Raw genomic sequence first — 22,711 nt, forward strand, 5'->3', positions numbered from 1 at the left:
GCTTCGCCCGGGTCCTGTCCCGCAGCGACGGGAGCGGCGATGCTGTCCCGCATGACGCTCGTGGCTGGGGTGGACTCCTCCACCCAATCGTGCAAGGTCGTGGTCTGCGACGCCGACACCGGAGAGGTGCAGCGCTCGGCGGCGCTCCCCCACCCGGAGGGGTCCGAGGTCGACCCTGCGGCGTGGTGGACGGCCTGGGAAGGTGCCTCCGCGGGACTGCTCGACGGAGTCGCGGCACTCTCCGTCGCCGGACAGCAGCACGGGATGGTGGCGCTCGACGCCGAGGGGGCGAGCGTGCGGCCGGCACTGCTCTGGAACGACACGCGCTCCGCCCCGCAGGCCGCCGAGCTCATCGACGAGCTGGGCGGTGCCGGCGAGTGGGCGCAGGCGGTCGGGACGGTGCCGGTGGCCAGCCTCACCGTCACCAAGCTGCGCTGGCTCGCCGAGCACGAGCCCGGGCCTGCCGGGCGCACCGAGCGGGTGATGCTGCCCCACGACTGGCTCACGTGGTGCCTGACCGGACGCGGCGAGGCGGTCACCGACCGCGGCGACGCCTCCGGCACCGGCTACTGGTCCCCCGCCACGGGCGAGTACCGGACGGACCTGCTGGAGCGCGCGTTCGGCCGCACCCTGGAGGTCCCCCGGGTTGTGCCCTCACCCGCCGTCGTGGGCGAGACCGCCACCGGCATCCAGGTCGCGCCAGGGACCGGCGACAACATGGCCGCCGCGCTGGGCCTCCAGCTGCAGCCCGGCGACGTGGTCGTCTCACTGGGCACGAGCGGCGTGGTGTTCGCGATCTCCGAGGCCCCGTCGGCGGACCCCACCGGCATCATCGCCGGCTTCGCCGACGCCACCCACCGCTTCCTCCCGCTCGTCTGCACGATGAACTGTGCGCGTGTCCTCGGGGCGGCTGCGACCATGCTCGGCACCGACCTGACGGGGCTCAGCGACCTCGCGCTCGCGGCCCGACCCGGCGCCGACGGGCTCACCCTGCTCCCCTACCTGGACGGCGAGCGGACCCCGAACCTGCCCACCGCGACCGGCACCCTGGTCGGGCTGACCCGGCAGTCCATGACGCCGGAGAACCTGGCCCGGGCCGCCGTCGAGGGCATGCTGTGCGGGCTCACCGACGGACTCGACGCCCTGCGCGCCTCCGGCGTACGCGTCGACCGCGTGCTGCTCACGGGCGGAGCCGCGCAGTCGCCGGCCGTGCGGGCGATCGCGCCGCTGCTGTTCGGGGTGCCGGTCAGCGCCCCGCCCACCGCGGAGTACGTCGCGCTGGGCGCCGCCCGGCAGGCGGCCTGGGCGGCCACCGGTCACCTGCCCGAGTGGCCCCGTGAGGACCAGCCCTGCACCGGCGGCCAGGACACGGTGGACTCGCCGGCACCGGGCGACTCGGGCGTGCGGTCCCGGTACGCCGAGGCGCGGCTGGCCCGGCACGGCCTCTGACCCGCCGGGCCCGTGGGACCGGTCAGCCCGGTCGTCGGCGCGGCGCTCCCGGCCGCGGCAGCAGCCGACGTCCCAGCGTGGCACCCACCACCACCAGGACGACCAGGGCGGCGCCGGCCGCGAGCAGCCCCCACGGGCTGGTCCCCCATGCGCCCACCGCCGAGTAGGCCAGGCTGCCGGGCACCATGCCGAGGGCACTGCCGAGGACGTAGTCGCGCCGCCGGACGCCGGAGAGCCCGGCCGCGTAGTTGATCACGGTGTAGGGCAGCACCGGCACCAGGCGGACCGCGAGGACCGCCCCCAGACCGTGGTCACGGAGCAGGTCGTCCACGGCGCGCAGCCGTCCGTGGGTCAGTCGGTCCACGGTCTCCCGGCCCAGCCAGCGTCCGGCGTCGAAGGCGACGACCGCCCCGATCAGTGCACCGACCAGGGACAGCGCGGCTCCCGCCACCCACCCGAAGAGAGCACCACCCAGCGCGGTCAGCACGCCCTTCGGCGCCGGGAGCAGGGCCAGGAGCGCGTAGCCACCCACGAACACCGCCATGCCGGCGCCGCCGGCGCCCTCCACCCGGTCCCGCAGCGAGTCGACGTCGGGCATGCCCTGGACCTCGGCCACGACGGACGTGACGACGACCAGGGCCACCAGGGCCGCCGCGCGGACCACGTGGCGCCGGCCCAGCCGTCCACGGGGGGCCGCCACATCGGCCGCGCCGGGGATGGGTTCGCTCACGCACCAACGCTAGGCCACGCCACCTGACCGTTGTGTGAGCGCGCTCACCGACGCCGGGCGTCCACGCGACCTAGCGTGCCGGCATGCGCTCTCCTGCGTCACCGTTGGCCGGACCGGCCGCCATCCTGCTCCTGGTGCTGACGGCGTGCGGCACCGCGACCGGCACCGACAGCGCCACCGACTCCACGACGGCCGGCAGCGAGGTGGTCGAGCGAGGACCCGCCCGCGACCTGGACTTCGCCTCCCAGACCGTGGCCGGCGAGTCGTTCGATGGCACGACGCTGGCCGGGAAGCCGGCCGTGCTCTGGTTCTGGGCTCCGTGGTGCCCCACCTGCCGAGCCCAGATCGAGGGGGTCGGCACGCTCGCTGAGAGGCACGAGGGCGAGGTCAACGTGGTCGGTGTGGGCGCGCTCGACGATCCCGAGGCCATCGCCGGCTTCGCGGACGAGGTCGCCGAGGAGGTCACCGTGCTCACCGACCAGAAGGGCGCGGTGTGGCGGCACTTCGGGGTCACCGCGCAGAGCACCTACCTGGTCCTCGACGAGGACGGCGCCGAGGTGGCGTCCGGGTTCCTGGACGACGCACGACTCGCCGAGCTGGTCGACGGGCTGGTGGGCTGAGATGGGCACCCCCCGGATCGCCGTCGCCGCAGCCGCGCTCGCCCTGCTGCTGTCGGCCTGCGCGGGCGGCTCGGACGACGGGCAGCCCACGGACTCCGACGCGGCCACCGGCGGTGACGTCGCCAGCCGGGCCGACGCCGGATCCGGCACGGCGTCCGCACTCGACGACCCCAGCGACCCGTCGTTCCCCGATCCGCTGATCGACCTCGACGACCTGCTGTCGGGCGGGCCGCCCCCGGACGGCATCCCCTCCATCGACGAGCCGACGTTCCAGGACGTGGCCGACGTCGACTGGCTCGAGGACGACGAGCCGGTCATGAGCCTCACCGTGGGCGGGGAGACCCGGGCGTACCCGATCCGGATCATGACCTGGCACGAGATCGTCAACGACACCGTCGGCGGCGCCCCGGTGACCGTCACCTACTGCCCCCTGTGCAACTCCGGGGTGGCCTTCGGCCGGATCGTCGACGGCGAGCCCACGACGTTCGGCGTCTCCGGGAAGCTGTACGCCGACAACCTCGTGATGTTCGACCGGCGCACCGAGTCGCTGTGGCCGCAGCTCACCGGGCAGGCGTCGGTGGGCGCCCTCACCGGCACCCAGCTGGACAGCATCCCGATGGGCTCGGTCGGGTGGGCGCAGTTCCGGACCGAGCACCCCGACGCCACCGTGCTCAGCCGCGACACCGGCTTCGAGCGCGACTACGGGCTGAACCCCTACGTGGGCTACGACGACCCCGACACCGACCCGATCTTCCCGCTGCCCGGGGAGGCGGACGAGCGGCTGCCGGCCAAGGCACGCGTCGTGGGCGTGACCCGGCGGGGCGAGTCGGCCGCCGTACCGCGCGACGCGCTGGCCGAGGCCGGCGTGGCCAGCCTGACCCTCGGCGGGGACCGGGTGGTGCTCTGGCACGTGCCTGGCCAGCGCTCGGCCCTGGACTCCCGGGAGATCCCGGAGGGAGAGGAGATCGGCACGGTCGCGGTCTTCGACCCCTCGGTGGGCAAGCGCAGCCTGGACTTCGAGCGCACCCGGTCCGGGGAGACCGTGGACGAGCAGACCGGATCCACCTGGAACGTCTTCGGCCGCGCCACCAGCGGGCCGCTGAAGGGCCGCGAGCTGCGGCCGATCACCCACCTGGACACCTTCTGGTTCGCGTGGGTCGCCTTCCAGCCGGACACCGACCTGGTCACGCCCTGAGGTTGTCCATCATGGACCCCGCTGGCACGATGGCCGGACCTGCGATCGGCTGCGACTTCGTCGACGCCGAGACGCTGGTGGCCGCCGGGGCCCGACCCTGGTCGCCTGTACGCCGTGAGGACGAAGGGCGCAGTGCACGGATGTCGATCGACCCGGAAAGCACGTGGTGCCTCGCCGAGGTGGACATCTTCGCGGACCTCAGCGAGTCCGAGATGCAGCAGATGGCCGAGGCCGCGCCGATGCGGACCTACCCGCCCGGCGCCATGCTCTACACCCCGCAGCAGCGGACCGAGACGCTGTTCATCCTCAAGCAGGGCCGGGTGCGGATCTTCCGGGTCTCCGCCGACGGGCGGGCCCTCACGACCGCGATCCTCACGCCGGGAACGATCTTCGGGGAGATGGTCGTCGTCGGGCAGCTGATGCACGACAACTTCGCCGAGGCCTTGGAGGAGACGGTGGTCTGCGTGATGAGCAGCCGCGACGTGCACCGGCTGCTGCTGGCCGACCCGCGGATCGCGGCCCGGATCTCGGAGACCCTCGGCCGTCGCCTGGCGCTGCTCGAGCAGCGGCTCTCCGACGCGATCTTCAAGTCCGTGCCCGAACGGGTCGCGGACACGTTGGTGACCCTCTCCACCCCGCGCGCCCTCGGACGCACCCCCGTGGTGCAGGTGACGCACGAGCAGCTGGCAGCCCTGGTCGGCACGTCGCGCGAGACCACCACCAAGGTGCTCGGCGACCTGGCCGACCGGGGGCTGATCGGGCTGGGCCGGGGCCGGATCCACGTGCTCGACGTGGCCGGCCTCCGCGGGATCGGCGACCGGGACCGCGGCTGACGCTGCCGGTGTCGTGGGCGGGGTGTCCTCGCCGATCCGATCACGCCTCCGGGGTTCGGACACGGTCGCTGCTGGACCTGCTCACCCACCGGGTGGCTGGCCGTCCTCGACCAGCAGGACGTGCAGCGTGCGCGGTCCGTGCACCCCCTCCACCCGGTCCAGCTCGATGTCGCTGGTGGCGCTGGGGCCGCTGATCCAGGTCTGCGGGGCGCGTGGGTCGAGCAGCGCGACCGCCTCCCCGACGCCCGCGACCACCTGGTCGGCGCGCACCAGGCACACGTGCAGGTCGGGGACCAGCGAGAGCGCCCGCCGCCCCTGGCCGTCGCCGTGGGTCAGCACGATCGTGCCGGTCTCGGCGATGCCGAGGGTCGCCGTGGTCACCACGGCGTCGATCTCGTCGAGGTCGACGGCGGACAACCCGGCGTCCTCCACGCCCCGGGCCAGCGGCACCGGGAAGCCCGACGGCACCAGCACCCGCCCGCAGCCGGACAGGGCCTCGGCCAGCGCACCGTCGACCGAGGCCGGGTGGCACCGGGTCACCGTCGCCCGGTAGTCCTGCACCCGGTCGACGAACCGGTCCACCAGCCCGTCGGTCGGTGCCGGGACCCGGTAGTCGCGGGGGACGACGACCTGCCGGCCGTCCACGTCGGCGAGCGCCGTGCGCACGCGTCGCAGGATCTCCTCGCGGGCGCTCACGACCGATCCCCCTCGGAGCGGCCGCCGTCGGTGCGCCGCCACCAGGCCCGGAACGACTCGACCGGCGGTGCCGGCAGGTCGCGCGCCCGGCTCCAGCCGACTCCGGGTCCGGGCAGCCGGGAGAGGGTACGCCGACCACCCGGCGCGCTGCGTCGGCCGAACCGCTCCATCACCCGGCCGGCCAGGCCCGAGGCGCCCTCGGCACGACGCAGCCGCTCGGCCGAGGAGAAGAGCCACGACGTGGCCCGCATCGCGAGCGCCTCGGGCTTCCGGGAGGGGCGGTGCGCGTCGACGACCTGGGCCCGCAGGTCCACCAGGACCGTGGGGATGTCGATCCGCACGGGGCATGCCTCGAAGCACGCCCCGCACAGCGAGGAGGCGTAGGGCAGCGACTCCGTCTGCTCGTCGGCGTCCGGGCCGCGCAGCAGCGGGTTGAGGATGGCGCCGATCGGGCCCGGGTAGACCGACCCGTAGGCGTGGCCGCCGGTCCGCTCGTACACCGGGCAGACGTTGAGGCAGGCCGAGCAGCGGATGCAGCGCAGGGCCTGGCGACCGACCTCGTCGGCCAGGGCGCGGGTGCGCCCGTTGTCGAGCAGCACCACGTGCATCTCCTGGGGGCCGTCTCCCGGGGTGACGCCGGTCCAGGTCGAGGTGTAGGGGTTCATCCGCTCGCCGGTCGACGAGCGCGGGAGGGTCTGGAGGAACACCTCGAGGTCCTCCCAGGTCGGCACCACCTTCTCGATGCCGACCACCGAGACCAGCACCTCGGGCAGCGTCAGGCACATCCGGCCGTTGCCCTCGGACTCGACGACGACCAGCGTGCCGGTCTCGGCGACCGCGAAGTTCGCCCCCGACACCGCCATCCGGGCCCGCAGGAACTTCTCGCGCAGGTGCAGCCGGGCGGCCGCGGCCAGCTCCGCCGGCTCGTCCGAGAGGTCGTCGGGCGCCGGGCGACCCGCGGCAGCCATCGCCCGACGGAAGATGGCCCGGATCTCGGCCCGGTTGCGGTGGATCGCGGGCACCAGGATGTGCGAGGGCAGGTCGTCGCCGAGCTGGACGATCAGCTCCGCGAGGTCGGTCTCCCAGGCGGCGATGCCGCGGGCGGCGAGCGCCTCGTTGAGGTCGATCTCCTGGGTCGCCATCGACTTGACCTTCACGAGCTCGTCCAGGCCGTGCGCCTGCGCGACGTCCCCGACGATCGCGCACGCCTCGTCGGCGTCACGGGCCCAGTGCACCGTCACGCCGCGGTCCTGCAGCGCCGCCTCCAGCCGGACCAGGTGGTCCTCGAGGTCGAGGAGCGCCCGGTCCTTGATGGCCGCGCCGGACAGCCGGAGCTCCTCCCACTGCTCGACCTCCCCCACCACGGCCTCGCGCTTGGCGCGGATCGTGCTGGTGGCGTGCGCCAGGTTGCTGCGCAGCTGGGTGTCGGCGAGCGCGGTCCGGGCCGCGGCCGGGAAGGCGGGCATGCCCACGAAGGTGCCGGTCACGACGCGGCCCCTTCGGTGGCGGCGAGGATCTCGGCGAGGTGCATGACCCGGACCCCGGACTGCTGCCGGGAGAGCAGCCCCCCGACGTGGGTCAGGCACGAGTTGTCACCGGCGACCAGCACCTCGGCACCGGTCCCCCGGACCTGCCGGGCCTTGTCGCCGCCCATGGCGACCGAGACGTCGGCGTTCTTCATCGCGAAGGTGCCGCCGAAGCCGCAGCACTCCTCGGCGCCGGGCAGGTCCACCAGCCGCAGCCCCCGGACCGCACGCAGCAGCCGGACCGGGCGGTCGCCCACCCCCAGCATCCGCAGGGAGTGGCAGGTCGGGTGGTAGGTGACGGTGTGCGGGAAGTACGCCCCGACGTCCTCGACCCCGAGCACGTCCACGAGGAACTCGCTGAGCTCGAACACCCGCGGGCCGGTCCGCTCCACGGCGGCCACCAGCCCCGGGTCGCCGGAGCGACGAGCCACCAGGCCATGCTGGTGCCGGGCCGACCCGGCGCACGACCCGGACGGCGTCACCACCGCGTCGTACCCGGCGAAGGCGTCGACGAAGGTGCGGACCACCGGCACGGCCTCGCCGAGGTAGCCGGTGTTCACCATCGGCTGGGCGCAGCAGGTCTGCGCCTCGGGGAACTCCACGTCGACGCCCAGCCGGCGCAGCAGGGACACCACTGCCCTGCCGGTGTCCGGGAACATCGCGTCGTTGACGCAGGTGACCATGAGGGCGACCTTCACCGTGCCACCCTCGCAGACACAGGGCGCGGGGTGAACCGTTCAGTGCCCCGCGCGCCCAACAGCCGCAATTGCGGCCGTCTGACATGGATTCCGCTCGGAAATGTGTCACACGGCCGCAATTGCGGGGTTACGTGCACGATCGCGACCGGGGTTACGTGCACGACCCCGACCGGACTTACGTGCACGACCGCGGCGGGACCCTGCCGCCCGACGTTCAGCCGCGGATCGCGGACTCGATCGGCGTGCGGCCGTTGTTGAACTCGATCGTCCGCCCGATCGTCGAGTCGTCGCCCAGCACCGCGGCGGTGACCAGGGCGACGTCCTCGCGGGAGACCTCGTCGCCCTCGACTCCCTCGCCGGTCTCGATGAGGCCGGTGGCGGGCTCCAGGGTCAGCCGGCTGGGGCCGAGCACGGTCCAGTCGAGCCCGGAGGCCCGCAGGTGGGCGTCGGCCTGGGCCTTGGCCTCGGCGTAGGCGAAGAACGGCTCGTCCTCGGGCACGCCGTGGTCGGGGCCGGCCCCGAAGTAGGAGATCATCACGTACCGCTTCGCCCCGGCCTGGCCGGCGGCGTCCATCGACCGGATCGCGGCGTCCCGGTCGACGGCGTAGGTCCGCTCCGCGGAGCCGCCGCCCGCGCCGGCCGCCCACACGACGGCGTCGTGCCCGGAGAAGACCTCGGCGATGCCGGCGACGTCCAGGCTCTCGACGTCGGCGACCACCGCGGACGCACCGGTCTCCTCGACGTCCTCGGACTGGTCGGGGTTGCGGATGAGCGAACTCACCTGGTGCCCCTTGCCGGTCAGCTCGCGCGCCAGGTGCAGCGCGACCTTCCCGTGGCCACCGACGACAGCGATCCTCATCATCCCTACCTCCTGCTCGAAAGTCCTCCTCCCGACCGTACGTCGGAGGTGGTTTCGCCCCTAGACTCCGGCCATGACCGACGTGCCTGGGCGGGAACCCTCGTGACCACCGCCCGCACCGTGCCGGTCACCACCGAGATGTCCGGCGAGGAGCTGGACGCCGAGGATGCCTGGCACCTGGTCCGGCGGTTCGGGCTGCGGCGGATCGCGGTCGACTCCTTCGTCCGGTTCCGCTTCGGGGACGGCTTCACCAACAGCCGGGCGCTCGCGCTACAGGCGTGCCTGGCGGTGGTCCCGTTCCTGCTCGCGCTCACCGGGCTGGCCGCCGACCTCGACCGGGAGCGGCCGGCCCGGGTCGTGGCCAGCACCATCGACGCGGTCTCGCCCGGCTCGGGGCAGGGCGACGCGCTCGCCGCCGCGGTCACCGGCGCCAACAGCAGCGAGCAGGCCGGCGAGATCGCCCTCGCCGTGGGCCTGTTCTTCGCCCTGCTCTCGATGACCACCGCCATGGCCCAGGTCGAGCGCGGCAGCAACCGCATCTACGGGATCGCCCGCGACCGGGCCGCGCTCCCGAAGTACGGCCGGGCCGCGGTGCTGACCGCGATCCTCGCCGTGCCGGTGGGCACCGGGTTCATGCTGCTGGTCGGCGGCGGCGCGTTCGGCGACGCGATGGCGGAGAACTACGGCTGGTCCCCCGGCGCGGTCACGGCATGGGACGTGGCCCGGTGGCCGGTCGGGCTGGCGCTGCTCGTCTTCGCGATCGCGGTGCTGCTCGACCACGCCCCGCGCCGGCGACAGCCCGCCCTGTCCTGGCTGGCCCTCGGGTCGGGCATCGCGGTCCTCGCCAGCATGCTCGCCACCGGCGGCCTGGCCGCCTACGTCAAGCTCAGCGCCTCCTTCGGCGACATCTACGGCCCGCTGGCGGGCGTCTTCGCGCTGCTGCTCTGGGCGCTGCTCTCCTCGATGGCGCTCTTCTACGGCACCGCGGTGTGCGCCCAGCTCGAGGCCATGCGCACCGCCGACCCGCGACCGGTGGACGACGACCCCGGCCGACCGCACGGCCGCACGGTCCGTGCGGGCTCCGCCGCCTCCCGTGCTTGAATCGGGACCATGGGCAGGAGATCGGACCGACGGCGGGTCCTGAGGGTGCGTGGCGACGACGCCAGCACCCGCCCGGACACCCTCGCCGTGGAGGAGCCGCTGGAGATCCGGGTCGACGCCGAGCGGTTCACGCTGACGATGCGCACCCCCGGGGACGACTTCGAGCTCGCGGCCGGACACCTGGTCTCCGAGGGCACGCTGGCCGGGGCCGCCGACGTCCGGCAGATCCGGTACTGCGACGAGGGGCGCCCCGACCCGACGTACAACGTCCTGGACGTGACCCTCGCCGACGGCGTCGAGCCGCCCGCGTCGCGTCGGCAGTCCTACATGTCCAGCGCCTGCGGCGTCTGCGGCAAGGACAGCCTCGACGCGGTGCGGACGACGGCCCACTGGTCGCTCGACGAGGACGACACCGTCGTGCCCACCTCCGTGCTCGCGCTGCTCCCCGACCTGCTGCGGGAGAGCCAGGCGGTCTTCGAGCGCACCGGCGGCCTGCACGCGGCCGGGCTGTTCACCGCCGACGGCGAGCTGCTCTGCCTGCGTGAGGACGTGGGGCGGCACAACGCGGTCGACAAGGTGGTCGGCTGGGCGGTGACCGAGGACCGCCTGCCGCTGCGCGGGACGGTGCTGCAGGTCAGCGGCCGGGCCTCGTTCGAGCTGGTGCAGAAGGCGTGGATGGCCGGGATCCCGATCCTCTCCGCGGTCTCGGCGCCGTCCACCCTGGCGGTCGACCTCGCCGCCGAGGCCGGCCTGACGCTGGTGGGCTTCGCCCGCGGCTCGTCGATGAACGTCTACACCGGGCTCCGCCGGGTCGCCACGGGCGTCCCCGACGTCGGCGCCTGAGCCCGCTCCCGCGTCCGCTCGACCCGGCGTCGTGCGGACGCTAGCGTCGACGGCGTGGACGCACACTCCTGGGACGAGCGGTACGCCGCCTCCGAGCTGGTCTGGTCGGCGACCCCGAACCGCTTCGTGGCCGGGGCCCTGGCCGACCTCCCCCCGGGTCGCGCCGTCGACCTGGCCGCCGGAGAGGGCCGCAACGCCCTGTGGCTGGCCTCGCTGGGCTGGGAGGTGACCGCGGTCGACTTCTCGGCGGCCGGGATCGAGAAGGGCCGGGAGCTGGAGTCCGGCCGGCCACCCGAGCGGCCGGTGCGCTGGGTGTGCGCCGACGTCCTGACCTGGAGCGCCGACGAGCCGGTCGACCTGGTCGTCGTCGCCTACCTCCAGCTGCGCTCGGAGCAGCGCCGCGAGGCGGTACGCCGTGGTTTCGCGGCCCTGCGCCCGGGAGGCACGTTCTTCCTCGTCGCGCACGACACGACCAACCTCACCGAGGGCACCGGCGGACCGCAGGACGCCTCGGTGCTGATGACCGCGGACGACGTGCTGGGCGACCTGGCCGACCAGGCGTTCCGCACCGTGCGTGCCGAGCGGGTGGCCCGTGAGGTGCCGGCCGCCCCGGCCGAGACGGGCCACGGCGACGCTCCCTCGGCCACCGCCTGGGACTGCCTGGTCCACCTCGTCCGGGACTAGGTGTACCCGGCCAGGACGTTGGTAGCGCGGTCGGGGCTAGCCCCGGTCCGGGCCCCCCGACCCGGTGGACCCGGTGGACCCGGCCGGTCCCTCCGACTCCTCCGACCCGGCAGCGCCAGGAGCGCCCGCTTGGCCGGCCGGCTGGTCGCCGTACACGCCGGCGTCCTTGGCCGCCTGGGCCTTCCTCAGCTGCTTGACCAGGCTGAAGCAGAGGACGACGACGGCCAGCACCAGCAGCAGGAAGATGCCGAACGCCAGCCAGCCGGCCTTGACGTCCTCGGCCTCGGGGACCTGTTCTTCGGCAGCCAGCAACGAGACGACCAGGGTGTGCATGACGCCATTCTCTCAGGCGCCGGCACCCCTCACTGCGGCGGGATCCCCGCGAACAGGTCGTCCTCGGGGGTGCTGCTCTCGACGTGGCTGACCACCAGCTCGTAGTCCTCGGTGGGCCAGGCCTCCTGCTGGATGACGAGCGGGATCGCGAACCACGGGCCATCGGGATCGATCTGCGTGGCGTGGGCGAGCAGCGCCCGGTCCCGGGCCTCGAAGAAGTCGGCGCACGGCACCTTGGTGGTGATCCGGGCGTCGTGCTTCGGGTCGGCCTCCCACTTCTCGAGACGCTCCGCGTAGGGCGAGTCCAGCCCGGCCGCGAGCATCGCCTCGTGGATGGCCAGCGTGCGGGGCCGGTTGAACGAGTGGTGGTAGTAGAGCTTCAGCGGCTGCCAGGGCTCTCCCGCGTCGGGGTACCGGTCCGGGTCCCCGGCCGCGGCGAACGCCGCGACGCTGACGTTGTGGCACTGGATGTGGTCGGGGTGCGGGTAGCCCCCGTTCTCGTCGTACGTCGTGACCACGTGCGGGCGGAACGACCGCATCAGCCGGACCAGCGGCTCGGCCGCGTGGTCGACGTCCTGGAGCGCGAAGCAGCCCTCGGGCAGCGGGGGCTTCGGGTCGCCCTCCGGCCAGCCGGAGTCGACGAAGCCGAGCCAGTCCTGCGTCACCTGCAGGATGTCGCGGGCCTCCTCCATCTCGCGGCGCCGGATCTCGGTGATGTTGGCCAGCACGTCGGGGCGGTCCATGTTGGGGTTCAGCACCGACCCCCGCTCCCCACCGGTGCAGGTCACCACGTGGACGTCGACCCCCTCGGCGACGTACCGGGCGGTGGAGGCCGCGCCCTTGCTCGACTCGTCGTCGGGGTGGGCGTGGACGTGCATGAGCCGGAGACCGGACCGGGACGCGTGGGGCATGCCCGCGATTCTAGGGCTCGCCCCCCGTGCGAAAATGGGGGGCGTGACCACCGACCTCGCCGCGCGCTACGGCACCGCCCGCCCCAGGCGGCGACGCCTGGTGGTGACGCTGAGCGCCGCGATGGCCGCGGTGTTCCTCGGCTGGCTGGCGTGGGCGACGTGGTTCCACTCCACCCCCGAGGTCGCCTCGGAGCTGACCGGCTTCGAGGTGGTGGACACCCACACGAGCACCGCCGACGTCTCGGTGCAGCTCGAGGACGGCGCCGAGGCCCGGTGCCGGGTCCGGGCGTTCAGCGAGGACCACGCGGTCGTCGGCGAGATCAGCTTCGTGCCGGTCCAGGGTCGCAACGACGTCAGCATCCGCACCGAGCGGGAGGCTACCTCGGTGGACCTGGTCGGCTGCACCACCCCTGACCAGCCCAGACCGCGTTGAGTTCGGCGTCCGTCGCGGCCTTTTGCTAGCCTAGTTCTTTCGACACCTCGCGCAGGGGCCACGCCGTGCTGCCGACGGAGCATCGCACGCGAGTGCCCTCCCCGGTTCCGTGCTGTGCCGGACGCCGACCGAGGTGACACCACTGACCAGGGCGGGTCGGGCCACGGGCTCCACCCCCACCGGCCACATGCAGGAGTGACGCTATGACCGAGCAGGGCACCATCTGGCTCACGAAGGACGCCTACGAGAAGCTCCAGGAGGAGCTCGAGAACCTCCGTGGACCCGTTCGCCAGGAAGTCATCGAGCGGATCAGCAACGCCCGTGACGAGGGTGACCTCAAGGAGAACGGCGGCTACCACGCGGCCCGCGAGGAGCAGGGCAAGGTGGAGGGCCGGATCCGCCAGCTCGAGGACATGCTGCGTCGCGCGGAGGTCGGCGAGACCCCCGCGAACGACGGCATCGTGGAGCCGGGCATGGTCGTGACCTACAAGTTCGTCGGCGACGACGACGACGAGGCCGAGAAGTTCCTGCTCGGTGCCCGCGAGATCGAGCCCGATGGCCTGAAGGTCTACTCGCCGCAGTCCCCCCTCGGCGAGGCCATCCACGGCCACAAGAAGGGCGAGACGGTCTCCTACGAGGCGCCGAACGGCAAGGAGATGAAGGTCGAGATCATGGACGCGGTGCCCTACACCGCCTGATCCCGGGCCCTCCCCGGCTCACTCGAAGACGCGGTAGCCGCACTCGCGCAGCCGGGCCAGCAGGGCCTCGGCGTGCGACTCGCCTCGGGTCTCCAGCTGCACGTGCACGTCGACCTCGTCGAGGTGCAGCGACGGCGAGATCCGCTCGTGCACGACCTCGAGCACGTTGGCCTGCTCCGAGGCGAGCTCGCCGAGCAGCCGGGCCAGCCCGCCGGGGACGTCGGGGATCAGCACCCTGAGGTTGAGGTACCGACTGGCCGAGGCCATGCCGTGCCGGATCACCTTGCCGAGCAGGAGCGGGTCGATGTTGCCGCCCGAGAGCACCGCCACGACCGGCGTCTCGAAGGCTCCCGGCTCGTCGAGGATCGCCGCCACGGCCGCCGCGCCGGCCGGCTCGACGATCATCTTGGCGCGCTCGACCAGCGACAGCAGGGCCTGCGAGAGCGACTCCTCGGAGACCGTGAGCACGTCGTCGACGTGCTCACGGACCGCCTGGAACGGGACGTCGCCGGGTCGCCCGACCGCGATCCCGTCGGCCATGGTCGCCATCGACTCCAGCGCCAGCGGCGCCCCCGAGCGCAGCGACTCGGGGAAGGCCGCGGCGCCCTCGGCCTGCACGCCGACGACCCGTACGTCGGGACGTAGGGCCTTGATCGCCGTCGCGACACCGGCGATGAGTCCGCCGCCACCGGTGGGCACCAACACGGTGCGCACCTGTGGCACCTGCTCGAGGATCTCGAGGCCGCAGGTGCCCTGGCCGGCCACGATGTCCTCGTGGTCGAAGGGGTGGATCAGCACCGCCCCGGTCTCGGCCGCGAACTCCCGGGCCCGGTCGAGCGCCTGGTCGATGTAGCGCCCGTGGAACACCACCTCGGCGCCGTACCCGCGGGTGGCCTTCTCCTTCGGGATCGGCGCCCCCTCGGGCATGAACACGGTGGCCTTGATGCCCAGCAGCTGGGCGGCCAGCGCCACCCCCTGGGCATGGTTGCCAGCCGACGCGGCCACGACGCCGGCGGCCCGTTCGGCCTCGGAGAGTCGTGACATCCGCAGGTAGGCACCTCGGATCTTGAAGGATCCGGTGCGTTGGAGGTTCTCGCACTTGAGGAGCACCGGGCCCCCGGCCAGGCCGGTGAGCCAGCGGGACTCCTCGATGGGGGTGCGCACGGCGACCCCGTCGAGGACCTCCCGGGCGGCCTCGATGTCGGCCAGGCTCACGGTGGGGATCTCAGTCACGCGGACCTCCCCGGTCGTCCGTGCCCTCGCCGGCCCGGAGGGTGTCCTGCGCCTGGGCGGCCCCCGGGTCGGGACCGGACTCCCGCGCCAGCGCCAGCTCGGGATCCTCACGATCCTCACTGGGCTCGCCCCCGGCTGCGAGGTGCAGGCCGACCGCGTTGACGACGGCTGCCAGCGGCACCGCGATCAGCGCACCGGCGATGCCGGCCACGATCACTCCGCAGCCGATGGCGATGATCACGCCCAGCGGGTGGAGCGAGACGAACCGCCCCATCAGGAACGGCTGGAGGACGTGGCCCTCGATCTGCTGGACCAGGATCACGCCGCCGAGCATGAGCAGCGCGGCGATCGGGCCCTGCGCCACCAGCGCGACCAGGATCGCCACCAGACCGGCGATCGTCGCCCCGATCATCGGGACGAACGCACCGAGGAAGACCAGCACCCCGATCGGCACGATCAGCGGGACGCCCAGGATCGCGGCCACGGCCATGATCCCGACGGCGTCGACGAGGGCGACCATCACCGTCGCCCGCACGAACTGGGTCAGGGAGGTCCAGGCGATCCGGCCGCTGGAGTCGACCCGCTCCCGCGCCGCGCGCGGGAACATCCGCACCGCCCAGGCCCAGATCCGGTGCCCGTCGGCCAGGAAGAAGTAGGTGGCGAACAGCACGATGAAGAAGCCCGCCACGACATGGGTGAGGGCGGTCCCGACCTCGGTCACCTGGCTGAACACCTCGGCGTCCTGGGTGCGCGAGGTGATCGAGTCCTGGGCGTCCTTGAGCCAGCCGTTGATCTGGGAGTCGCTGGCGTTGAGCGGCCCGTCGCGGACCCAGGCCCGGATCGTGCCGAGCCCGTCGGCGACCTGGTCGGCCAGGTCGTAGACACCGTTGACCACCTGGGTGCCCACGAACGTGAGCATGGCCGTGACCAGGCCGAGGCCACCGACGACGATCAACCCCGCCCCGGCGCCCCGGCGGATCCCGATCCGCTGCATGGCCCGCACGGCGGGGTTGCCCAGTGCCGCGATCAGCATCGCGATCACGAGCGGCAGGGTGATGACGGCGAAGTAGGCCAGCACCCACAGGACGGCGTAGAGCGCCCCCGCGATCACGACGAAGCGCCAGGCCCAGGACGCGGCGAGGTCGAGGGCCCACGGCACCTGGGCCCGCGCCATGTTGGTGGGTCCGGACTCGATCGGCGCCGGCTCGGGGCGTCGTTCGGCCCGAGCGACCGCCCACTGGGCCGCGAACTGCGAGGCCACGCGCTCGGCGAAGCGCTCGTCGTCGCGCTGCCGACGCGACGAGCGGCGAATCGCCCGGACCCTGGGCTGCTGGCCCGGGTTGCGGGCAGGCTCCAGGGCCGTCTCCGACGTCGGCGCGTCCGGCCGCTGTCCGGCCTGCTCGTCCGCGTCGTTGCTCACGAGCGACAGGCTATGTCACGCCGGTCAACCGACGGACGAGCCGGTGGGCCGCGTCCGGGTGTCGTGTCCGCAGCAGTCCGGCGGCCGCCAGCACGTACTCGGTGTCGACGACCACGTCCGGGTGCTCCGGCAGCTGCCAGCCGTCCTGGTCCACGCCGGTGGCAGACCCGAGCACGCTCCGGGCCGTGTCGGCGTCCCCGGCCCGGAGCACCCCGCCGGAGCCGACGAGGAGGTGCACCTGCCGGAGGTCCTTGCCGGTCCGCTCCACGACCCGGCCGTCCGGCCCCAGCACCACCCGGGAGCGGCCGGCGTGCCGGCGCAGTCCGAGCCGGACCGCGGCGGTCGCGATCGCCACGTCGTACGCCGTCTCCTCGGGGCCGTCGGGGAGCAGGCCGGGATCAGCGAGTCGGCGGGCGGCGGCGTCCTCGAGCCCGGCGTCCGGCGCCACCAGGCCCGCCGCCACCGCCTCGTCGTAGGTCGTGGTGGCAGACCAGCGCATCCCGAGGTCGCCCTCGACGGTGCGGGTCACCGGGGTCGTGGCCACGACCTCGCGCGAGAGGCCGGCGTCCTCGGGGTCCAGCTCGACCACCGAGTGCACGTCGGTGGTGGCGCCCCCGACGTCGACGACCACGACGTCGCCGGCCCCGGGCCGGTCCGGGCCGTCGCCCCTGGCCAGCAGCTCGACACCGTCGAGCACGACGTCGGGGGTGGCGCCACGGACCATCTCGGTGAAGTCGGCCCGGGCACTGAGGTGCTTGCCGCCGATGACGTGGGCCAGGAACATCTCGCGGATCGCCGCCCGCGCCGACTCGGGAGCGAGTACGCCGATCCGCGGCACGACGTTGTCGGCCAGCACGTGCGGGTGCCCGACCAGGATGGGGGTCACCGCGTCCCGCGCGGCGACGTTCCCGGCCACGACGACCGGTCCGGTCCAGCCGGAGCCGGCCAGCGCCCGCGCCGCGTCGACGATCACCCGCTCGTTGCCGCCGTCGGTGCCCCCGGTCAGCAGCACCACGTCCGGCTCCGCGGCCAGCAGCTCCGCGGTCCAGGGGTGGTCGTCCGCCGACCGGCCGGCGACGCCGATGACCGCGACCACCTTCCCGCCGCTGCTCAGCGCGACCCGGCGCCCCGCCTCGGCGGTGACCAGCTCCTCGTTGCCGACGACCGCGATCCGGAGCCCGCCGCCCGCACTGGAGCAGGCCATGACCTCGGCGTCGGCGGCGCGGGGGTCCTGCCGGGCCAGCTCGGCGCGGCAGGCGTCGAAGCCGTCGAGGACGTCGCTCCCGATCGTCGTCGGGTGGTCGGCCGTGGCCACGACCCGTCCCTCGCCCAGGTCGACGAGGACCGCCTTGGTGAACGTCGAGCCGAAGTCGACGCACAGCGCGGCACCGACTGCAGCGCCCACGGGGCCTGCCGGGCCTGCGGACTCAGCCGAGGGCACGGTCGAGGTCGGCGATCAGGTCGTCGGCGGTCTCGATGCCGACACTGAGCCGGATCAGGTCCGCCGGGACCTCCAGGTCGGTGCCGGCGACGCTGGCGTGAGTCATCCGGCCCGGGTGCTCGATCAGCGACTCGACGCCGCCCAACGACTCGCCGAGGGTGAAGACCTCCGCCTTCGCGCAGACGTCGAGCGCCTGCCGCTCACCGCCGGTGACCCGGAAGCTGACGATGCCGCCGAAGCGCTTCATCTGCCGCGCCGCGACCGCGTGCCCCGGGTGCTCCTCCAGGCCGGGGTAGATCACCTGCTCGACCCTCGGGTGCGCGGCGAGGAACTCCACGACCCGCTCGGCGTTGTCGCAGTGCCGGTCCATCCGGACCCCGAGCGTCTTCAGCCCGCGGTGGGTGAGGAACGCGTCGAAGGGCCCCGGGACCGCGCCCATGGAGTTCTGGTGGAAGGCGATCCGCTCGGCCACGTCGAGGTCGCGCACGACCAGGGCGCCGCCGACCACGTCGGAGTGGCCGCCGCAGTACTTGGTCGTGGAGTGCACGACCAGGTCCGCGCCCAACGGGATCGGCTGCTGGAGGTACGGCGAGGCGAAGGTGTTGTCGACGACGAGCAGCGCCCCGGCGTCGTGGGCGACCGAGGCCAGTGCCTCGATGTCCCCGATGTTCAGCAGCGGGTTGGTCGGGGTCTCCACCCACACCAGCTTCGTCCGGCCCGGTCGGATCGCGGCCCGGACGGCCTCGACGTCGGAGACCGGCGCCGGGCTGTGCTCGAGGCCCCAGACCTTCTCCACCTTGTCGAAGAGCCGGTAGGTGCCGCCGTACGCGTCGTCGGGGATGACCACGTGGTCGCCCGGCCGGCACAGCGCGCGGACCAGGGTGTCCTCCGCGGCCAGCCCGGAGGCGAAGGCGAAGCCCCGCTCCCCCTCCTCCAGGGCCGCGATCGCACCCTCGAGCGCGGTGCGGGTGGGGTTCGCCGAGCGGCTGTACTCGTAGCCCCCGCGCATGCCACCGACGCCGTCCTGCTTGTAGGTGCTGGTGGCGTAGATCGGGGGGATCACCGCGCCGGTCATCGGGTCCGGCTCGTAGCCTGCGTGGATCGCACGCGTCTCGAAGCCGGACTTGTTGCTGTGCTCCTGGGTCATGCGGCCGAGCCTAGACCCGGGCCCGGCGGGAAGGATTCGGCCGCCCCGTTCGTTGGAGCAGGTGTCCCCCGATGACGAGGAGTCGCACCGTGTTCTCTCGCAAGCCCGCCACCGTCCCCGCCGCCGACGAGGCGCTGCCCGGCCGGGCCGAGCGCCCGTTCCACCTCGCCACCCGGCACGCCGTCCTCGACGCCCCGCTGGTCACCGACGAGGTCCCCGAGGGCCACGAGGTGGCGATCTTCGGGCTCGGGTGCTTCTGGGGTGCCGAGGAGGTCTACTGGAAGCTGCCGGGCGTGTGGTCCACCTCGGTCGGCTACGCGGGCGGCTCCACGCCGCACCCGTCCTACGAGGAGGTCTGCTCGGGACGCACCGGGCACACCGAGGCCGTGCGCGTCGTCTACGACCCGGCCGTGGTGTCCTACGCCGACCTGCTGCGCGCCTTCTACGAGGTGCACGACCCGACCCAGGGGATGCGCCAGGGCAACGACCGCGGCACGCAGTACCGCTCGGCGATCTACACGACCACGCCCGAGCAGGAGCGCGTCGCCCGGGAGCTGACCGAGGCCTACGCGCCCGCCCTGGCCGCGGCCGGCTACGGCGAGATCACCACCGAGATCGAGCCGGCCGGGACCTACTACTACGCCGAGGACCAGCACCAGCAGTACCTCGCCAAGGTGCCGTGGGGCTACCGCTGCCACTCCGCGACCGGAGTCCCGTTCCCCAAGGACGCCTAAGACGCCGATGACCTCGGGTCGTGTGCCTGACAACGCGCCATGGCCCGTCCTCAGGCACACGACCCGGCCTCCGACCCGGGTGTTGCTAGCCTCCTTGGCGTGCCACGTGGGAAGCCGCGCACCGCGCCCGATGAGTTCACCGTCATCACGCTCTGCGGCTCCATGCGATTCCGTCGGGAGTTCGAGCGTCTCGACGCCGAGCTGACGCTCACCGGGCACGTGGTGCTGACCCCGGCCGCGCTGGCGCCGTCACGGGATCTCGACGCGGAGGAACGCGCATGGCTCGGCCGGGTGCACCTCCAGAAGGTCTCGATGGCGGACGAGGTCCTCGTCGTCAACGTGGGCGACCACGTCGGGGAGAGCACCCGCCGCGAGATCGACCATGCGCGGTCGCTCGGGGTGGCCGTGAGCTACTTGGAGCCACACGCAGCCGCTGACGACGCCGACGGCTGACGAGGGACAGGCCGCCGGACGTCGGCACCTGATGCCGCGATCCGGGCCCTGCCTGAAGCCAACTCGCTACGTCGACGGATCGGTCAGCAGTACCTCGCCAAGGTGCCGTGGGGCTACCGCTGCCACTCCGCGACCGGAGTCCCGTTCCCCAAGGACGCCTAAGCCGCCGATGACCTCGGGTCGTGTGCCTGACAACGCGCTCTAGACCGTCCTCAGGCACACGACCCGGTCTCCGCGATGCCCGCGATCCGCGGCGCGGCCGGGCGCGGCGCCTCTACAGTCCTGTGGCATGACGAACGCAGAGCAGGAAACCTCGGATGACCGCGGCCTCGTCGGGGACGCGGTCCTGGGACTGAGCCCCTCCGGATACATCCTCGTCGGCTGGGTCGTGGGCCTGGTCGGCGGCCTCGTGCTCGGCAACGCCGACGAGCGCAGCAGCGTGATCATGGGGGCGCTGATCGCCTCGATCGGGTCGATCATGCTCCTGGTCGGGATCGTCGCGCAGGGCGTCGCGATCGGCATCCGGAGCACCCGGGACTGACCAGCCCGGCGGTGCCGTGTGGTCGAATCGGGCATGCCCACACCCGCCGAGATCGGCCTCGCCCGCTGGCACGACGTCATCGCCTCGCACAGCCCGGACCGGTTGCCGGAGCTGATCGCCGAGGACGCCGTCTTCCGCTCCCCCGCCGTGCACGCCCCGCAGGAGGGTCGTGAGCTGGTGGCGGCCTACCTCGGCGCGGCCATGGTCGTGCTGGGTGACGGCTTCAGCTACGTCGACGAGTGGATCCGCGAGCGCGACGCGATCCTCGAGTTCACCTCCACCGTCGGCGACCTGGAGATCTCCGGCATCGACCGGATCACCTGGGACGACAACGGTCGGATCGTCGCCTTCACGGTCATGGTGCGCCCGGTCCGGGCGCTGCACGCGCTGATGGAGCGGATGGCGGAACGGCTCGGGCATGGGGGCGTCCGGCACACTTGAGCCAACCCGAGAGGACGGCCCCGGTGAACGATCTTCCCCGCAAGGCGGCAGCGCGTACGGCGCGGCTCGCCGCACTGCCGCTGGGCTACGCCGGACGCAACGCGGTCGGGCTCGGCAAGCGGCTCGGCGGCAAGCCGGCCGAGGCGGTCCTGGCGGACGTGCAGCAGCGCACAGCCGAGCAGCTGTTCCGCACGCTCGGGGAGCTCAAGGGCGGCGCGATGAAGTTCGGCCAGATGCTCTCGGTGCTCGAAGGGGCCCTCCCCGAGGACAAGATGGCGCCCTACCGCGACGAGCTCGTCAGGCTCCAGGACTCGGCGCCGCCGATGCCCACCCAGACGGTCCGCGACATCCTGGCTCGCGACCTCGGGGCCGACTGGAACGAGCGGCTGGTCCACCTCGACGGCGCCCCGGCCGCGGCCGCCTCGATCGGCCAGGTGCACAAGGGCCGCTGGGCGGACGGCCGCGAGGTCGCGGTCAAGGTGCAGTACCCCGGCGCCGGTGAGGCGCTCCGCTCCGACCTGCGCCAGATCTCCCGGCTGGCGCGCACGATCGGGCCGCTGTTCCCCGGCTTCGACCTCAAGCCGCTGGTCACCGAGCTGCAGGACCGGGCCAACGACGAGCTCGACTACGAGCTCGAGGCCGAGGCCCAGCGGGCCTTCGCCGCGGCGTTCCGCGAGGACGAGCAGATCGTGGTGCCCGACGTGGTGGCCGTCGGCGCCACCGTCCTGGTCACCGAGTGGATGGACTCGCCCGCCTCCCTGGCGTCGGTGATCGCGGACGGCAGCCAGGCCGAGCGGGACCACTACGCCGAGCGCTTCGTGAAGTTCCTGTTCGCGGGCCCGGCGCGCACCGGCATGCTGCACGCCGACCCGCACCCCGGCAACTACCGGCTGCTGCCCGGTGCCGACGGCGGTCCCGGGAGGCTCGGGGTCCTCGACTTCGGCGCCGTCGCCCGGCTCCCCGACCGGAGCCTGCCCTCCGCGATGGGCTCGCTGATCCGGATCGCCACCCGCAGGGACCACGAGCACCTGCTGGCCGGGCTCCGGGCGGAGGGGTTCGTCAAGGACCGGGTGAGGATCGACCCGGTCGAGCTGCTCGACTACCTCTCGCCGTTCGTGGAGCCGACCCGCACCGAGACGTTCCGGTTCTCCCGCGCCTGGATGCGGGAGCAGTTCGAGCGGGTCAACAACCCCCGCAACCCGTCGTACACGATCGCCCTGAAGCTGAACCTGCCGCCGTCGTACCTGCTCATCCACCGCACCTGGCTGGGTGCGATCGGCGTGCTGAGCCAGCTCGAGGCCGAGGTCGGCTTCCGCGACATCCTCACCGAGTCGCTGCCCGGGTTCGCCGAGCCGGCCTGACTAGGCCTGGGGGATCTCGAACTCCCCCAGCCGGTCCCAGTGGTCGCCCTCCATGAGGACGTTGCGCACCAGCGGGGTCTCCTGGACGTACGCCGGCAGCTCGGCCTGGGCACGCTTGAAGTGGTCGCTGGTGACGTGGGCCTCGGCGGCATCGTCGCGGAACGCCTCGATGAGGACGTACTGGTTCGGGTCCTCGACGCTGCGCGACCAGTCGAAGAAGAGATTCCCCTCCTCCGCCCGGGTCGCCTCGGTGAAGTCGCGGGTCAGCTCGATCCACTGATCGGCATGCTCGGGCTTCACCTTCCACTTGACGCAGATGAAGATCATCGTC

The 22,711-nt window shown here is 73.2% G+C and carries 26 protein-coding genes; 14 read left to right on the forward strand and 12 right to left on the reverse strand.

The genetic code is table 11. The annotated features are described in order from the left end of the window. Positions 1-51 precede the first annotated feature (51 nt). On the forward strand, positions 52-1,449 hold the full coding sequence (gene xylB, locus IE331_RS12350) for a xylulokinase (protein WP_192143720.1): 1,398 nt from the start codon (positions 52-54) through the stop codon (positions 1,447-1,449). 22 nt (positions 1,450-1,471) lie between these two features. Here the strand turns inward: xylB and IE331_RS12355 are convergent, their stop codons facing one another. Further along, the gene (locus tag IE331_RS12355) at positions 1,472-2,179 is read right to left on the reverse strand and encodes a TVP38/TMEM64 family protein (RefSeq protein ID WP_192143721.1); all 708 of its coding nucleotides are present in this window, start codon (positions 2,177-2,179) and stop codon (positions 1,472-1,474) included. An 83-nt stretch (positions 2,180-2,262) separates the two neighbouring features. Here IE331_RS12355 and IE331_RS12360 point away from each other — a divergent pair, with 83 nt between their 5' ends. From IE331_RS12360 to IE331_RS12370, 3 genes are read left to right on the forward strand one after another with little or no spacing between them, the layout of a single operon-like run. Next, positions 2,263-2,799: a TlpA family protein disulfide reductase gene (locus IE331_RS12360; protein WP_192143722.1), complete on the forward strand. Its 537-nt coding sequence runs from the start codon at positions 2,263-2,265 to the stop codon at positions 2,797-2,799. 1 nt (position 2,800) lies between these two features. After that, complete coding sequence (locus tag IE331_RS12365; RefSeq protein WP_192143723.1) at positions 2,801-3,994, forward strand: DUF3179 domain-containing protein; 1,194 nt, start codon at positions 2,801-2,803, stop codon at positions 3,992-3,994. A gap of 11 nt (positions 3,995-4,005) precedes the next feature. After that, on the forward strand, positions 4,006-4,827 hold the full coding sequence (locus tag IE331_RS12370; protein ID WP_201931742.1) for a Crp/Fnr family transcriptional regulator: 822 nt from the start codon (positions 4,006-4,008) through the stop codon (positions 4,825-4,827). A gap of 81 nt (positions 4,828-4,908) precedes the next feature. Here IE331_RS12370 and IE331_RS12375 read toward each other — a convergent pair whose 3' ends face one another. The 4 genes from IE331_RS12375 to IE331_RS12390 form a co-directional block, all read right to left on the reverse strand. Further along, positions 4,909-5,523, reverse strand: a complete 615-nt coding sequence (locus IE331_RS12375; RefSeq protein WP_192143724.1) for a LutC/YkgG family protein — start codon at positions 5,521-5,523, stop codon at positions 4,909-4,911. Then, positions 5,520-7,010 carry a lactate utilization protein B gene (locus tag IE331_RS12380; protein WP_201931743.1) on the reverse strand — a complete coding sequence of 497 codons (1,491 nt, stop codon included), beginning with the start codon at positions 7,008-7,010 and terminating at the stop codon, positions 5,520-5,522. The genes IE331_RS12375 and IE331_RS12380 overlap by 4 nt, the downstream gene beginning before the upstream one ends. Beyond that, a complete protein-coding gene (locus IE331_RS12385) occupies positions 7,007-7,732 on the reverse strand; it encodes a (Fe-S)-binding protein (protein ID WP_192144011.1) in 726 nt (241 codons plus the stop codon). Before IE331_RS12385 ends, IE331_RS12380 begins: the two co-directional genes overlap by 4 nt. A gap of 229 nt (positions 7,733-7,961) precedes the next feature. Next, positions 7,962-8,609, reverse strand: coding sequence for an SDR family oxidoreductase (locus tag IE331_RS12390; RefSeq protein ID WP_192143725.1), 648 nt, complete (start codon positions 8,607-8,609; stop codon positions 7,962-7,964). Between the two features lie 99 nt (positions 8,610-8,708). On the opposite strand from IE331_RS12390, the gene IE331_RS12395 reads away from it, so the two are divergent. From IE331_RS12395 to IE331_RS12405, 3 genes are read left to right on the forward strand one after another with little or no spacing between them, the layout of a single operon-like run. Then, positions 8,709-9,707 (forward strand): YihY/virulence factor BrkB family protein, encoded by a 999-nt coding sequence (locus IE331_RS12395; protein WP_201931745.1) that lies wholly within the window; start codon positions 8,709-8,711, stop codon positions 9,705-9,707. 9 nt (positions 9,708-9,716) lie between these two features. After that, positions 9,717-10,550 carry a formate dehydrogenase accessory sulfurtransferase FdhD gene (fdhD, locus tag IE331_RS12400; RefSeq protein ID WP_192143726.1) on the forward strand — a complete coding sequence of 278 codons (834 nt, stop codon included), beginning with the start codon at positions 9,717-9,719 and terminating at the stop codon, positions 10,548-10,550. A 54-nt stretch (positions 10,551-10,604) separates the two neighbouring features. Next, positions 10,605-11,234, forward strand: a complete 630-nt coding sequence (locus tag IE331_RS12405; RefSeq protein ID WP_192143727.1) for a class I SAM-dependent methyltransferase — start codon at positions 10,605-10,607, stop codon at positions 11,232-11,234. 36 nt (positions 11,235-11,270) lie between these two features. Here the strand turns inward: IE331_RS12405 and IE331_RS12410 are convergent, their stop codons facing one another. Both IE331_RS12410 and mca read right to left on the reverse strand, forming a co-directional pair. After that, positions 11,271-11,567, reverse strand: coding sequence for a hypothetical protein (locus IE331_RS12410; RefSeq protein WP_192143728.1), 297 nt, complete (start codon positions 11,565-11,567; stop codon positions 11,271-11,273). A gap of 29 nt (positions 11,568-11,596) precedes the next feature. Further along, positions 11,597-12,478 carry a mycothiol conjugate amidase Mca gene (gene mca / locus IE331_RS12415; protein ID WP_192143729.1) on the reverse strand — a complete coding sequence of 294 codons (882 nt, stop codon included), beginning with the start codon at positions 12,476-12,478 and terminating at the stop codon, positions 11,597-11,599. Positions 12,479-12,521: 43 nt separating this feature from the next. Between mca and IE331_RS12420 the strand changes: the two genes are divergently transcribed. Continuing rightward, on the forward strand, positions 12,522-12,911 hold the full coding sequence (locus IE331_RS12420; RefSeq protein ID WP_192143730.1) for a DUF4307 domain-containing protein: 390 nt from the start codon (positions 12,522-12,524) through the stop codon (positions 12,909-12,911). Between the two features lie 203 nt (positions 12,912-13,114). Next, positions 13,115-13,609: a transcription elongation factor GreA gene (gene greA, locus IE331_RS12425; protein ID WP_192143731.1), complete on the forward strand. Its 495-nt coding sequence runs from the start codon at positions 13,115-13,117 to the stop codon at positions 13,607-13,609. An 18-nt stretch (positions 13,610-13,627) separates the two neighbouring features. On the opposite strand, the gene ilvA is transcribed toward greA, so the two are convergent. The 4 genes from ilvA to IE331_RS12445 are packed head-to-tail and all read right to left on the reverse strand — an operon-like array spanning position 13,628 to position 18,850. Continuing rightward, on the reverse strand, positions 13,628-14,842 hold the full coding sequence (gene ilvA, locus IE331_RS12430; protein WP_192143732.1) for a threonine ammonia-lyase: 1,215 nt from the start codon (positions 14,840-14,842) through the stop codon (positions 13,628-13,630). Further along, positions 14,835-16,262 (reverse strand): AI-2E family transporter, encoded by a 1,428-nt coding sequence (locus tag IE331_RS12435; RefSeq protein ID WP_201931746.1) that lies wholly within the window; start codon positions 16,260-16,262, stop codon positions 14,835-14,837. The genes ilvA and IE331_RS12435 overlap by 8 nt, the downstream gene beginning before the upstream one ends. A gap of 10 nt (positions 16,263-16,272) precedes the next feature. Further along, the gene (locus tag IE331_RS12440; RefSeq protein WP_192143733.1) at positions 16,273-17,667 is read right to left on the reverse strand and encodes a glutamate mutase L; all 1,395 of its coding nucleotides are present in this window, start codon (positions 17,665-17,667) and stop codon (positions 16,273-16,275) included. 22 nt (positions 17,668-17,689) lie between these two features. Next, positions 17,690-18,850: a cystathionine gamma-synthase gene (locus IE331_RS12445; protein WP_192143734.1), complete on the reverse strand. Its 1,161-nt coding sequence runs from the start codon at positions 18,848-18,850 to the stop codon at positions 17,690-17,692. An 89-nt stretch (positions 18,851-18,939) separates the two neighbouring features. On the opposite strand from IE331_RS12445, the gene msrA reads away from it, so the two are divergent. The 5 genes from msrA to IE331_RS12470 all read left to right on the forward strand — a co-directional run bounded on the left by msrA (position 18,940) and on the right by IE331_RS12470 (position 22,380). Continuing rightward, positions 18,940-19,584 carry a peptide-methionine (S)-S-oxide reductase MsrA gene (gene msrA, locus IE331_RS12450; protein ID WP_318646820.1) on the forward strand — a complete coding sequence of 215 codons (645 nt, stop codon included), beginning with the start codon at positions 18,940-18,942 and terminating at the stop codon, positions 19,582-19,584. A 99-nt stretch (positions 19,585-19,683) separates the two neighbouring features. Beyond that, on the forward strand, positions 19,684-20,037 hold the full coding sequence (locus tag IE331_RS12455) for a hypothetical protein (protein ID WP_201931747.1): 354 nt from the start codon (positions 19,684-19,686) through the stop codon (positions 20,035-20,037). A gap of 289 nt (positions 20,038-20,326) precedes the next feature. After that, entirely contained in the window at positions 20,327-20,578 is a 252-nt protein-coding gene (locus IE331_RS12460; RefSeq protein ID WP_192143736.1) for a hypothetical protein, read from the forward strand. A 33-nt stretch (positions 20,579-20,611) separates the two neighbouring features. Continuing rightward, positions 20,612-21,019: a nuclear transport factor 2 family protein gene (locus tag IE331_RS12465; protein WP_192143737.1), complete on the forward strand. Its 408-nt coding sequence runs from the start codon at positions 20,612-20,614 to the stop codon at positions 21,017-21,019. A 23-nt stretch (positions 21,020-21,042) separates the two neighbouring features. Continuing rightward, a complete protein-coding gene (locus IE331_RS12470) occupies positions 21,043-22,380 on the forward strand; it encodes an ABC1 kinase family protein (RefSeq protein ID WP_192143738.1) in 1,338 nt (445 codons plus the stop codon). On the opposite strand, the gene IE331_RS12475 is transcribed toward IE331_RS12470, so the two are convergent. After that, on the reverse strand, positions 22,381-22,707 hold the full coding sequence (locus IE331_RS12475; protein WP_192143739.1) for a putative quinol monooxygenase: 327 nt from the start codon (positions 22,705-22,707) through the stop codon (positions 22,381-22,383). Between the last annotated feature and the right edge of the window lie 4 nt (positions 22,708-22,711).

Origin of the sequence: Nocardioides donggukensis (genome assembly GCF_014842875.1) — a bacterium.
GTDB lineage: Bacteria > Actinomycetota > Actinomycetes > Propionibacteriales > Nocardioidaceae > Nocardioides > Nocardioides donggukensis.

Excerpts from the sequence above, each read along its gene's own strand:
- IE331_RS12360 (WP_192143722.1), top strand. The coding sequence starts at position 2,263 with ATGCGCTCTCCTGCGTCACCGTTGGCCGGACCGGCCGCCATCCTGCTC.
- IE331_RS12365 (WP_192143723.1), top strand. The coding sequence starts at position 2,801 with ATGGGCACCCCCCGGATCGCCGTCGCCGCAGCCGCGCTCGCCCTGCTG.
- greA (WP_192143731.1), top strand. The coding sequence starts at position 13,115 with ATGACCGAGCAGGGCACCATCTGGCTCACGAAGGACGCCTACGAGAAG.
- IE331_RS12370 (WP_201931742.1), top strand. The coding sequence starts at position 4,006 with ATGGACCCCGCTGGCACGATGGCCGGACCTGCGATCGGCTGCGACTTC.
- IE331_RS12385 (WP_192144011.1), bottom strand. The coding sequence starts at position 7,732 with ATGGTCACCTGCGTCAACGACGCGATGTTCCCGGACACCGGCAGGGCA.
- mca (WP_192143729.1), bottom strand. The coding sequence starts at position 12,478 with ATGCCCCACGCGTCCCGGTCCGGTCTCCGGCTCATGCACGTCCACGCC.
- IE331_RS12465 (WP_192143737.1), top strand. The coding sequence starts at position 20,612 with ATGCCCACACCCGCCGAGATCGGCCTCGCCCGCTGGCACGACGTCATC.
- IE331_RS12445 (WP_192143734.1), bottom strand. The coding sequence starts at position 18,850 with ATGACCCAGGAGCACAGCAACAAGTCCGGCTTCGAGACGCGTGCGATC.
- IE331_RS12410 (WP_192143728.1), bottom strand. The coding sequence starts at position 11,567 with ATGCACACCCTGGTCGTCTCGTTGCTGGCTGCCGAAGAACAGGTCCCC.
- fdhD (WP_192143726.1), top strand. The coding sequence starts at position 9,717 with ATGGGCAGGAGATCGGACCGACGGCGGGTCCTGAGGGTGCGTGGCGAC.
- IE331_RS12475 (WP_192143739.1), bottom strand. The coding sequence starts at position 22,707 with ATGATCTTCATCTGCGTCAAGTGGAAGGTGAAGCCCGAGCATGCCGAT.
- IE331_RS12460 (WP_192143736.1), top strand. The coding sequence starts at position 20,327 with ATGACGAACGCAGAGCAGGAAACCTCGGATGACCGCGGCCTCGTCGGG.
- xylB (WP_192143720.1), top strand. The coding sequence starts at position 52 with ATGACGCTCGTGGCTGGGGTGGACTCCTCCACCCAATCGTGCAAGGTC.
- IE331_RS12390 (WP_192143725.1), bottom strand. The coding sequence starts at position 8,609 with ATGATGAGGATCGCTGTCGTCGGTGGCCACGGGAAGGTCGCGCTGCAC.